This is a genomic window from Acinetobacter lwoffii (genome assembly GCF_024129595.1).
GTDB classification, from domain to species: domain Bacteria; phylum Pseudomonadota; class Gammaproteobacteria; order Pseudomonadales; family Moraxellaceae; genus Acinetobacter; species Acinetobacter lwoffii_O.
Window position 1 is genome coordinate 1 of the sequence record NZ_JAMXXS010000030.1, and the last position, 12,492, is coordinate 12,492.

Sequence of the window (12,492 nt, forward strand, 5' to 3'; positions counted from 1 at the left end):
TCGCCAGTGGAATATCTGCAGCCAGCGTTTCACGGACCGGTTTGCCATTGTCCCAGGTTTCTGCCACAGCCAACATTTCCAGATTTTGTTCCAGACGGTCGGCAATTTTCAACAGAATATTGGAGCGGGTGGTCGGCGATGCTCTGTTCCATTGTTCTTTGGCTTTGTGCGCTGCATCCAGGGCCAATTCAATGTCTTCTACAGAAGAACGCGGAACCTTGGTAAAGACTTTGCCATCTACCGGAGAGATGTTGTCAAAGTATTCACCTTTGACCGGAGCGACCCATTCGCCGCCAATAAAATTCTCGTATTGTGCTTTAAAATGAACTTTTGAATCAGGTTGATTAGGATCGACGTAACGCATATTTATTTCCTTTGCTTATTTTCGTATGGCAAAACCGCTTCTACAGCTTTGGTATAAGGTACTTCTGCACCTTATTTGATTAATATAACTGGTATAAGGTTGGAAAAAGGTTGGGGCTAGCATGTTCACGATATTTTCATCCATTTTAAAAAAATAACGATTACAGCGGATGTAAATCATGAATTGTTGTGAGAATAAGGAATGATGACAAAACAAGATTTGATGGAAAAAAGGCACAATACTGATCAGCTTCGGCAAAACAGCAGTTTGTCTCCCTTACATGCAGAACAGCTGGGACAGAGTATTGCCAGCTCCTGGCAACGTTCATCCTCGGCTGAAATCCCGAAGAATCGTTTAGCAGCACCGCTGACGGATTTAAAAAAGACCACTTCTTCCTCAACTTTAGCCCAAGCCCTGCAACATTGTGCTCAGGATTTAAAACATATTGCCGAGCAATCTTCTATGGTGCTGGCGGTCGGAGATATCGGCAGCACCATCATTTGGGCAGCTTCTAGCCCACAAATGCAAAGTGCCGCAGAAAGTGTACATTTTATTGAAGGTGGGCAATGGCGCGAAGAGCTAGTCGGAACCAATGCATTGGCATTATCCTTAAAAACTCAACAATCCAGCTGTGTCTTTTCCAGTGAACATTACATGTCCTCCATTCATGATTGGGTTTGTTACGCTGCCCCGATTATTGATCCCTATTCAAAACAGGTCTTAGGTGTCATTGATCTGTCGACTACCTGGCCAAAGCATAACAGTTTAGCACTACTAGCTGCGGAGCGCTGTGCTACGATCATCCAGTCGGCTCTACTAGAATGCCAGAAGCAGCGCCTGTTTATTCGAGCTTTTTCAGTACCTCAAGTGCTGTTTAATGGCAAGATGCTGGTTCTGACTCCTCGACAGATTGAAATTCTGACCATTCTAGCCTTATGTCCGCAGGGTCTGAGTCTAGATACATTGCATCAAGCCTTATATGGCGAGCGCAAGGTCAGTATGGGGACTTTAAAAGCAGAAATGTCACAATTACGCGATTTATTAGGTGGTATGCTGGGTTCCAGACCCTATCGTTTATTGGCGCATGTAGAGGCTGATTTTTTAATGACAGAGCAATCTTTAGATGCTGGGTATATCGATTCAGCCTTGAAATTATGTACCGGCGTATTTCTGGCCAAAACAGAAAGTCCATTTCTATGCGCTTGGAGAGATTGTCTGGAATCACGCCTGAGCGATGCCATTTTCAAGGCTAATGAAACCGATGTCTTGCTGAAACATGTGGCACATTTTCCTGAAGCGATTGATGCTGTAGAACGCCTGATTGAACTGATGCCCAAAAACCATCCCGTTCATCAGACTCTGTTAAAATATAAAAATCTTTAAAGCTGATGTAACTGTCGGTACAAAGCTAAACAGTTAAAATAGGAATATTCTGGAATATTAAGTATTATCCTTGCTTACTGTGAGTTTACTTATTAATTTAGACTGAACCTGATCCTAAAATTTTTATCAGTGGCTACCCAGTTTGCCGTTTGCCTAGATGCTTGATATCAGCTACGCTCACCTTCATGTCATTTGAAGGACGCGCAGTTTATTCCTCAGGGATCAAATATAATCGTAAGATAATACGCTATGAAATTTTATTTGTGGCTAGAACGGGCTAAAAAAATAGTGGCATTTTTCTACCATGGGATTAATGTCGATATTCATAATGAAGGGGACTTCATAAAAAAGAAACACCCCCCGCTTTTATCCTCTTATGAAGGCAAAAGGATCAGCCAGGAACAGGAAAATGCATGTCTGCTCTTGGCACACTTCCTCAGGAAGTGAAACAGGGGCTGTTAAAAATGTAAGTCAGATACTTGGAGAGAATACTTACATTGAGGTACTACATCGCCGCTTTAAAAATATCTACCACTTGGGCATGGTTGGCTTTACGTGGATTGGTCAACATGCAGGCATCTTTTTGTGCATTTTCCGCCATGATGGCCAAGTCAGCTTCTTTTACATTCAATTCCGTCAGCCCAGATGGAATACCAATTGAAGCCGAAAGCTGACGAATGGCGCCAATCGCTTCATAAGCTGCTTCAGTTACGGTTAAGCCTTCTGTATTCACCCCCATCAATTGGGCAATTTTGGCATAACGTTCAGGACAAGCAATCAGGTTAAATTCACAAACATGGGGGAGCAGAATTGCATTACAAACACCATGCGGCAAGTTGTAGAAGCCTCCGAGCTGATGTGCCATCGCATGCACATATCCTAAAGAGGCGTTGTTAAAGGCCATTCCGGCAAGATATTGGGCATAGCTCATGGCATCCCGTGCTTCCAGATTATCCCCATTCGCCACTGCCAGGCTAAGCCATTCGCTGATCATGGTAATCGCCTTTTCTGCACAGGCATCAGTGATTGGATTTGCTGCCGTAGACACATAAGCTTCTACTGCATGCGTCAAGGCATCCATACCTGTTGCCGCAGTCAGCCCTGCAGGTTTGGCCAACATAAGTTTAGGGTCATCAATCGCAATGAGTGGTGTACAACGCCAATCTACAATCGCCATTTTCACATGGGTATCGGTATTGGTAATGATACAGAAACGTGTCATCTCCGAAGCTGTCCCTGCCGTAGTATTGATTGCAATCAGTGGTGTCATCGGGACGGTACTTTTATCAATCCCTTCATAATCACGGATATGTCCGCCACCTGCAGTGACTAGACCAATGCCTTTGGCACAGTCATGTGAGGAACCCCCACCTAACGATACAATAAAATCACAGGCATTTTCATTATAAGCTGTAACTCCATGATGCACGTTAATATCAGTTGGATTGGGTTCCGCGCCTGGGAAAATATAACTGTCTACACCCGCCTCTTTCAAATAATTTGCAATATCATCTGCAACACCAAATTTAAACAGCCCCGCATCAGTTACAATCAGCGCTTTCTTGGCACCTAAATTTTGTGCTTTTATCCCGATTTCTTTAGCACAGCCCGGACCAAAAAGTGAAACACAGGGAATATAAAAACCGTTAGTTTGATCTGAAATATTTTTAAAAGCCATGGCGTGATTCCTTCTACCATTAATTGATTATTTTATCGGTGACCCTCACCGTAATATAAGTATTGGATGAAGTTAAAAAGAATCCTACCTACCAAATACCTACCAATTTAAATTTCTGATTCTAGCCAAAATAATGAATCTGAAATATTTAAAAGTAGGTTGCCAAGGTTTAGCAGATACTGGGTAGATTGGTTCAATAGAGGGCATGTAAGTAGCGCACTAGGCTGTTTACTACTTTCTGATTTTAAATAAATACTAAAATGCTTTATTCATTTTTAAGATAAAGATAAAAAGTACAGGGCTTAGAAATACCCATAGAGCCACAAAGCTAATACTGTAGCTAAACCGGGTCCGTAATAAAACCATTACGACGAATAAGAAAATACCTGCAGCGAACTTAGTGTACGTAGGAAAATTCGCTAAAAAAGCGTACCGAGATTTTCGGGTTTTTACGATCTGCTTTTCACTCACCGCATAAAAACCAAAACAGCTTAGCCATAAAAGCCCCATGATTGCGATCCATATCATATGGAAGACTCCTGCTGTACGGCTTTCAGTTTGGTCTGGATTTTCTTAATAGCCTTTTGCTGAATGGGCGTAATTTTCTGGTGTAACAATAGGGCGAGAAGTGCCAAGGTCCATAACATCAGATCAATACGCAAAAAAGGCCAATAAGTCGCAAAAGAATCAACATATTGCTGGGAAACTAAATAATAAATATCAATCAGGGGAATTATAAAGGCAGTACCAATCAGGATTTTAAGCTGAATTTTCCATAAATATTGCTGCGGTGTTAAACATGCCAGAATGAAACTGCCGAGCCAAATACTGAAAAAACTATAAATCTCATAATTTGGTGCACCTACAGGGATGCTGATAAAACGATTCGCATAGAGATAAGCCAGCATGGCAATCGGCAAGCCAAGTATCATGGTGATATTCAAGCGGTTCACCAAATAATGTCCGAGATGAAACCGCGCTGATTTTTTCTGCATCTGGCGTTTCAGACTCCACAGCAGCAGACCGGAGGCAATCATGGTGCAGCCCAATATGCCAGAGAAAAACAATCCTAAACGTAAAGCAGGTTCAGCAAAACGTGCCATATGCAAACCATACATGCCGGCATTGAGTGTGGCAATTGCACTTTCATTGCGTGTACTTTCAAGCAATTTTCCGGTAGCTGCATTTAAAATAAGCTGTGCCTGATTTCGGGTAATGGAATGATCTTGGAGTTGGGTTAATGTTATTTGTGCCAGCTGGGTATTGGGCTGCTTGACCGTGATATTGTCAAATTCCGCATATCCCCAGTGTTGCTGTGCCGTGGTGATAAAATGTTGAATTGGCAGCATCTGGGTTTTCACAGGAACTGAGGGGGTGGCTGATGTATTGATTGTGCGAATTTCTTCAAAATATTGAAAGGGATTGTCTGGATAAAGTTTTTTCATACCGGAAGGCAGCACGATATAAAAGAAAATCGCCAACCCGGTAAATGTCATGGTCAAAAAGAACGGCAGAGCAATCACTGAACTGACATTATGAAAATCCAGATAAGAGCGCTGTCCTTTAAAGGCTCTTAAGGTAAAAAAGTCTGTCAGGATTTTTTTATGGGTAATGATTCCTGAAATCAGAGTCAATAACATGATAAAGGCAGCAATCGTCACAATCAGCCGACCAATGGTGTAGGGCATACCATAGAGCTGAAAATGAAAATTATAGAAAAAATCTCCCCCTTGGGTGGCCGAGAGGTTTAATTCTTTTCCTGTCGAAGCATCCAGGGTTTTGACTTCATAGCCACCATCCGCTTTTTGCCAGTAGACTTTATTCACCGGTGAGTCTTGATTGGCGACTCCGATATACCAGTTTTGGGCGTCCGGTGCATGCTGCTGTAAATAGCTGTAAGCAGATTTTAAGGCAGTTTCCTGATTGACTTGCATTGTGGCAAATTCAGGCTGCATCCATAGACTGATTTCATGTCGGTAATAGGTGACCGCGCCTGTTAAAAAGATCGCAAAGAGTAACCAGCCAAAGCTTAAACCCAGCCATGAATGTAAATATGCCATGGATTGACGGACAGATTTATGCATGGTTTAACCTATGAAGCGGGAGAAGAGAAATAAAATAAGTAAAGGAATCAGGCTATAGATAGAAAGCTTTTTTAAACTTTGGATACAGAAGATTCCAATCACAAAACAAACATAAAAAATCAGGGCAGTAAATGCAGCCAAATAGACAGACTCAGCTTTAGGCAAATAAGCTTGTAAAAAGTAAGCCAGATCGAGTGCGATTAAATAACTGCACAAGTAGCCAATGCCAAAGGTCATGCCTAAGCGATAGAGAATGGCAAGTGGCTGCACTACAACAGACATCATATTTGGCCTTGAATAAATCTATACTGATGAAAATCTAAAAACTTAATAAACAAAACTTAAAGTCGTGACCAGATACTGTTTTTTATAGGCCTGCTGATTCAATTTTCCTGCCTTGTCTGCTTCTTTGCCAACTTCAATGACATATTGACCTTTCCATGGCGTGGCGATCGTAATCTGGCCTTGGCCGTTGGTGGTGTATTTTTTTAGCCAGAATTGCGGGGAAAAGACTGTGACTTCAACATCCGCAGCAGCTTTACCCTGATACAGTACCGTAAATGTATTGCTGTTGATCTGAGTCGGGACAATATCTAGTTCTGACTCTGCTTTCAAGTTTTGTCTGCCGGATTTGGCATGATAGCTCAACAATGATTCTCCATAGATCAATTCATGACTGAGCTGGACATCTGTCTGGCCTTGGGTCGCATAAAGCAAATGATCTTGTTGCATTTGAGGACTAAAGCTTTTTCTAGACTGAACGGCCTTTGCTTGATTAAAAGACTTCAAGGCACCTTGCTGCGTTTCTTTAAGCTGTTCACTATATTCACCAAAGAACGCATGAGTCTGCTTATCTGTATCACGTTCCAGCCAAAGCATATGCGCCTGAGCTGAAAGTGTCATAGACAGTCCGAGGGTCAGAGCGATCATTTTTTTCATTTGTTTTACCTGTTTTTGTGTATGTAGTGATGATTTAGCCCTGAACATGTCGTCAAGGCTAAGTTTGAAAATCAGTATTTAAATTTCACAGCAACGCTGTAATTTGCTGGTGCACCATAAAAACCTTGCTGATTCGGGAAATTGAACAGATATTTTTCATTGGTCAGGTTATTACCATTGGCTTGCAAGGTCATATGCTCATTCAGCTCATAGCTGGCCATTAAGTTCACGAGCGCATAAGCATCCTGCTCAATGATTCCAGCTTTCTGGGTAATCACTCCATTGGCGGTTGCTTCAGGCACATCTAGATAGGTCTGATCTTGCCACTGCACACCAAGGCCCAGTTTCAGTTTTGGAAGTTGCGGCACCTGATAGGTAGTTAAAAGATTAAAAGACTGGGTTGGATTGAAGGTACGCGCATCACCGCCATTGATCAGATCTTTCAGGCTAAACTGGGTATAACCAAAGCTTAAGTTTAAATGGTCGCTCAGTTGTCCCGCCAAGCCAAACTCGTAGCCTTGGGAACGCAGGTCACTGACCTGAGTTGTGCGTAAAGTCGGGATACCATCAGAATCACGAAGCGGATAATTACTTTGCTCCGTTCTGAACACAGCCATGGTGGCGGTAAGCTTGTCATCTAGCCAAGAACCTTTGACTCCGACTTCATAGCTTTCACCTTCGATCGGTTTGTTAATGCTGCCATCATCTGCTTTGGTGGTTTGCGGACGGAAAATCGAGGTATAACTCAGATAGCCTGTATATTCAGGGCTAAAGTTATAGGTCAGACCGGCATAGGATAAAACTTTATCTTCATCATAAACAGTATCTTTTCCATAACTACTGCCACTGCTTTCAGCCTGAACGTAGTTCGCACCTAAAAGCAGTTTCAGATCATCATTCAGATGCAGTCGGGTCGCAGCATAAAGGCTCTGGTTCTTCTGCCGGATATGCATTTCACCACTGGTTTTCGACATATCCCAGCTTGGTTCTTCGGGTGTAAAGCTGGCTAAATCTGTGGTCAGCGGATTGACAAAGCTGCCAGCATAACCCAATTCATCCAGACGATTTTTGGCCCAGACATAGCCCAATGAGGCTTCATGGCGTTGTCCCCAAAGCGGATAGGTGCCGCTAAAACTCAGGCTGGCTTGTTGTTCTTTATTGTCATCAATATACATGCCTGGGTAGAGGAAGATGCCTGAAGTGCCATTTGCGCCAGGTTTGCCGGACAGAAACAAGAGCTTTGAATCGCGTTGTGTACGTTTTTCATCATAGGTCAGTTTGGCTGTCCAGTCGCCACCCAGTTTTTGTTCAAGCTCGGCAAAGTAACTTTTAATATTGCTATCCCAGTGGGCCCAGCTTGGACTGTAATTATAATTCCGTGAGTAACTGAGCTGCTCGCCTTCAGTATTGATCAGTGGATTAGAACCCCAATTGACACCATTCGGCTTGTGATTGGTTTCGGTATAGCCAGCAGTCAATAGAGTTGTGTCAGTAATATCTGCCTCCACAACAGCACCTATGCCGTTTTTTTCCAGTTCATAACGATCCAGATAACTGTCGCCTGTTTGTTGATAGCCAAATACACGACCTCTGACTTTTCCATCTTGGGTGAGAGGAGAGGATACATCTACTTCATAGCGCTGCGTATTCCATGAGCCATAACTGGCATTAAAGGCTGTTTGAAGGTCGGATGTCGGGCGTTTGCGAATCATATTAATAGTTGCGCCGGGATCGCCAATTCCATTATTTAAGGCATTTGCGCCTTTCACCACTTCGATACGGTCAAACAAAAAACTGTCCGGATTATCATTATTATAATTATAGCCTTCGAGTGGAATACCAACGCCATCCACTAAAACATTCGAAATCTCGAAACCTCGGGCAAGGTAGGAGCTCCGTTCCGTTTCCTGATTGTTGACAATAATGCCAGGGGCATTACGCAGTACTTCCCGGGTATTATCTAAGGCAAAGTCATCCAGTTGCTGGCGAGTGATGACATTGACTGTTTGCGGCGTTTCCTTGAGTGGAATATTCAGTTTTGAGGCGGTTGACGAATTTTGGATGATATAAGCCTTACTCTGTTCGGAGCTGAGCTCACTCTGTTCTGATTCCGCTGTAACTGTAATCGTCGGTAATTGCTGAGTATCATCGGCAAAACTTTGCTGGGACACTAAAATTGCAAGACTAAGAAGAGAAAGCTTAAATGATGGAGGAACGGTATAAAACATTTTAGTTAATGTAAATGATAATAATTATCAGTAATATTATTGTTTAATATCTCTTAAAGCAATCTCAATATAATAGGAAATCCAAATGAAAAATGAGTTAATGATAGGTAAATCTACAAATAAAAGTTTAATGTAAGGAGTAGGGAACAATAAAATATCACTGTTAAAAAAAGATGTTATTACCTTACTTTTGTGCTCCTGAACCAATTTGTTTATATACTGCACTATAAATTTTCAAATCCTCAATCTGGAGTGACTTTGTTGCATAAAGGCTTCAGAGATAGATCTTTTCTAAGTTACTCGAATTCAAGTGACAACTTGGGTATGAGGTCGACCTAATTCCGTTAATTTATCGCCTAATAATTTAATGCAATACATTTTGGTTTTGACCAAACTTCGCCGATGATAGCCTGACCATTTCTTCCATAGTGTCCTGCCTAAACATTTAACGGTTCGAAGTAATTCATTTCGCTCTTGCGAATGAACTTTTGTAGTTTTCTAAGGCTTTGCATTTTTTCTGGAGGGAACTACCGCATATGCTTACCGGTCTGCAATGACTTGACGGCATTGCTTGGTGTTATAAGCCTCGTCTGTATAAACTGAATCAATCTGTTCATCCAACGGAATTTGATCAAGTAACTCCCCAAGGATTCGTGAATCACTCACATTATTCGTTGTGAGCTGAACTGCTCGTATTTGAAGAGTTTTAGCATCTATAGTGGGTATTGGTATGTTGAATGTAGTTCGGAAATTCTGTAATCGAGCCATGGCTTTGTAATAGGGTGGCCAGTGACATCACATATTTGTAGGCATTCAAGGCAGTTTCAGCTCGTAGTCCGCTCAGCATATTTTGTGCATCGATGACCTGTGTGGCGGTGCCCATATCTTCTTTAAAAGACAATTCTTGGATGCGTAAATTTTCCTGTGCGGCTTTCAAGTTTTGTGCCAGAAGTGCATCACTTTGCTGTGCACTGAGTGCTTCGCTATAAGATTTATAAATCAGATTTTCAATTTCTTGCTGGGTGCGTGCAGTGAGTAATTCTGTAGCAGAGCGTTTGAGTTCGGCAGCCTGAATATTCTTGTTTTTATCGATCCCGGAAAACAGGTTATAGCGTGCGGCAACTCCGACAATCCAGTTTTCATTTTGATCCAGACTATATTCGCCAAAAGCAAAAACATTCGGTTTTTTTGCCGCTTGCTGGGCTTTCACATTGGCTTGAGCCAATTGGGTATGCATGAATTAGCTCTACATGCTTTACATGTGGCACTGATGAAAGGCCAAGGTACACAATATTTATGGATTGATTCAACAACTCTGCCAATTTGTAAAAATCAACGTATTTAGCGTCATAAATCATTAATCCAAATTGCATCACATGGTAGAAGCTCAATGGGCTGGTTTTATGGCTGTAAATTACGTATTGCGATGAATCAATTTGGTGAAATTGCCTGTTCTGCTTTATCGAATGGACATGTTGCTGACATAAAAATGGTTGAGCAATTGGTTGCTGGTGTAGAAGCAAAACTTTACGGGGATCGAGGTTACATCAGCCAAGAATTAAAAATTAGATTGAAATATCAAGGTATTGATTTAATTATTTATCATCGAAAGAATATGCAGGCTATTCAACTTTGTGCATCAGATGAATATCACCTAAGACAACGCAATAAGATAGAAACATTATTCAGTTTATTGAAGGGGCAATACAATTTAGTGACGAGTAAAGCACGTAGTCTTCATGGGTTTCTGAGTGGAATTTACACCTCACTATGTGCATATCAACTCACTCATCAAAATAAGCCAACAATTCAAATTAAGGAATCATCGGCTTAAGCAGGATTCGAGTTAAATAAGCTTTCAAAATAGCTTGATACACTAAAGCTATTTTAAGCAGGCAATGAATATGAAAGAAAACGCTAAAGAAAAATAAAAAAAACAGCGTATGATTTACTCAATGGAATTTTAGATGATGCAGACAAGATGATCCGTAATGATTGGTCACGTGCCGAAATACAAGAAATTTATGACTTGCCTTTAATGGATTTACTGTTTCAGGCACAGCAAATTCATCGCCAAAACTTTGAACCGAATACTGTTCAGGTCAGTACTCTGCTTTCAATTAAAACGGGCCGTTGTCCGGAAGATTGTAAATACTGTTCGCAATCTGCACATTACGATACTGATCTGGAAATTGAAAAACGCGTAGAAGTACAAAAGGCGATTGCTGAAGCCAAACAGGCCAAAGCTTCCGGTTCGACCCGTTTCTGCATGGGCGCAGCATGGCGTAATCCGCATGAACGCGATATGCCGTATGTGCTGGAACTGGTGCAGGAAGTCAAGAAACTGGGCATGGAAACCTGTATGACTCTAGGGATGCTGAATGCCTCACAAGCGGAACGTCTGAAAGATGCAGGGCTAGATTATTATAACCACAACCTTGATACCTCACGTGAATATTATGCCAATGTCATCAGTACACGTAGCTTTGATGACCGCTTAAATACGCTTGATCATGTACGTGATGCCGGAATTAATGTCTGTAGTGGCGGTATTGTCGGCTTGGGCGAAGGCGTACAAGACCGAGTCGGTTTGTTGTTTGAACTAGCGACTATGCCGATTCACCCGGGTTCGGTGCCCATAAATATGTTGGTTCCTATTGAAGGCACACCACTGGCCGATGTTGAAAAACTGGATGTGATTGACTGGATTCGTACTATTGCGGTAGCACGGATTATTATGCCGAAGAGTTATATCCGCTTGTCGGCAGGTCGTGAATCTCTCTCTGACTCTGATCAGGCACTGGCATTTATGGCTGGAGCTAACTCATTATTTTCAGGTGATAAATTGCTTACTGCCCCGAACAGTGGTGAAGGTAAAGACAAAGCCTTGTTTGCTAAATTAGGCTTAAAAGCTGAAGCTGCCAAGAAAACAGCTAAAGAATTGGCTGTAGATGCGATGCAACCTGCTTAATTAATCGTGTAACAAACAGGGATCATTTCAACTTGAATTGGTCCCTTTTTTATTGGAACAGACAAAATGAAGATACTGATGATTACGGGTTGGGGGCTAGGAACAGCGGTCTTAACCCCGTTTGTAGAACAGTTGCGGCAGCAGCATCAAGTTAAAGTATGGGATATTTTCGATCCTAACGTAGAAAGTCTTTTGGCCGAAAAAGTCAGGCAGGCGAGTTCGTTTGATGTCTTGATGGGGTGGTCTTTGGGTGGACAGTTGGCACTTTTGCTGGCTAATGAAATCCAGCAACAATTGAAAATTGCCAAGCCAGTGATTTGCTGTATGTCAAATCCCTGTTTCGTGGCCAACGAAGCATGGCCACATGCAATGCCAGTTGAACAATATACACAATTTAAATCCTCCATACTGGCTGATCCACAACGCGGGATGCAGCGCTTCTGTACCTTGGTCACTTTAGCTGGCGCAGCAGCGCGTGAACGTGCAAAATTATTGCACCAACAGTTAAATAGTATTGATTTAAACTATCAGGTTAAGCATCTTTATCTATTGCAGCAATTAAATCTAGTGGATATCTTAAAAAATCATTCAGTCAAGATGCTATTTATATTTTCCGAGAATGATATGTTGGTTCCTTACAAAGTTAGTCAAGAATCTGTGTTTTTAACAACCCAAAATCTGAATTTGGTAAAAATACAGGGCACGCACGATGCCATCCTTTTTGATGCCAAGTTACTCGTTGAGCCAATTTTAAAATTTTTAGCCGATCTGGCTTAAGCAAAAAGAGATTGGTAGCTCTTGACGTTTCATTTTCAGATTTAACGCGCTAAGATCAGTTTTAGTTT

Annotated in this window: 10 protein-coding genes and 3 pseudogenes; 4 read left to right on the plus strand and 9 right to left on the minus strand. The window is 41.9% G+C overall.

What is annotated here, in order from left to right; translation table 11 throughout:
* Nucleotides 1–364: aldehyde dehydrogenase family protein (locus NI466_RS12360; RefSeq protein WP_253173744.1), on the minus strand; the 364-nt coding region annotated here is incomplete at its 3' end.
* Nucleotides 365–565: 201 nt separating this feature from the next.
* Between NI466_RS12360 and NI466_RS12365 the strand changes: the two genes are divergently transcribed.
* Entirely contained in the window at nt 566–1,747 is a 1,182-nt protein-coding gene (locus NI466_RS12365; protein WP_004647792.1) for a helix-turn-helix domain-containing protein, read from the plus strand.
* Nucleotides 1,748–2,252: 505 nt separating this feature from the next.
* Here NI466_RS12365 and mdh read toward each other — a convergent pair.
* The 8 genes and pseudogenes from mdh to NI466_RS12400 all read right to left on the minus strand — a co-directional run.
* Complete coding sequence (gene mdh, locus NI466_RS12370) at nt 2,253–3,425, minus strand: iron-dependent methanol dehydrogenase (protein ID WP_086044961.1); 1,173 nt, start codon at nt 3,423–3,425, stop codon at nt 2,253–2,255.
* Nucleotides 3,426–3,680: 255 nt separating this feature from the next.
* Nucleotides 3,681–3,953, minus strand: coding sequence for a hypothetical protein (locus NI466_RS15985; RefSeq protein ID WP_086044960.1), 273 nt, complete (start codon nt 3,951–3,953; stop codon nt 3,681–3,683).
* Entirely contained in the window at nt 3,950–5,509 is a 1,560-nt protein-coding gene (locus NI466_RS12375) for a PepSY-associated TM helix domain-containing protein (RefSeq protein WP_086044959.1), read from the minus strand. Before NI466_RS12375 ends, NI466_RS15985 begins: the two co-directional genes overlap by 4 nt.
* A gap of 3 nt (nt 5,510–5,512) precedes the next feature.
* Nucleotides 5,513–5,794: a hypothetical protein gene (locus NI466_RS12380; RefSeq protein ID WP_071321188.1), complete on the minus strand. Its 282-nt coding sequence runs from the start codon at nt 5,792–5,794 to the stop codon at nt 5,513–5,515.
* Nucleotides 5,795–5,836: 42 nt separating this feature from the next.
* Nucleotides 5,837–6,448, minus strand: a complete 612-nt coding sequence (locus NI466_RS12385) for a DUF4198 domain-containing protein (RefSeq protein ID WP_005093768.1) — start codon at nt 6,446–6,448, stop codon at nt 5,837–5,839.
* Between the two features lie 71 nt (nt 6,449–6,519).
* On the minus strand, nt 6,520–8,676 hold the full coding sequence (locus tag NI466_RS12390; RefSeq protein ID WP_253173746.1) for a TonB-dependent siderophore receptor: 2,157 nt from the start codon (nt 8,674–8,676) through the stop codon (nt 6,520–6,522).
* 306 nt (nt 8,677–8,982) lie between these two features.
* Nucleotides 8,983–9,393: pseudogene (locus NI466_RS12395) on the minus strand (transposase); the annotation flags it as partial.
* Nucleotides 9,383–9,913: pseudogene (locus tag NI466_RS12400) on the minus strand (TolC family protein); the annotation flags it as partial. The pseudogenes NI466_RS12395 and NI466_RS12400, both read right to left, overlap by 11 nt.
* Here NI466_RS12400 and NI466_RS12405 point away from each other — a divergent pair.
* The 3 genes and pseudogenes from NI466_RS12405 to NI466_RS12415 form a co-directional block, all read left to right on the plus strand.
* Nucleotides 9,902–10,510, plus strand: a pseudogene (locus NI466_RS12405) (IS982 family transposase); the annotation flags it as partial. The pseudogenes NI466_RS12400 and NI466_RS12405 sit on opposite strands and share 12 nt — an antisense overlap.
* Before the next feature lie 147 nt (nt 10,511–10,657).
* Nucleotides 10,658–11,647, plus strand: coding sequence for a biotin synthase BioB (gene bioB, locus NI466_RS12410; protein ID WP_005093784.1), 990 nt, complete (start codon nt 10,658–10,660; stop codon nt 11,645–11,647).
* Nucleotides 11,648–11,713: 66 nt separating this feature from the next.
* Nucleotides 11,714–12,424: an alpha/beta hydrolase family protein gene (locus NI466_RS12415; protein ID WP_086044957.1), complete on the plus strand. Its 711-nt coding sequence runs from the start codon at nt 11,714–11,716 to the stop codon at nt 12,422–12,424.
* Nucleotides 12,425–12,492: the final 68 nt, after the last annotated feature.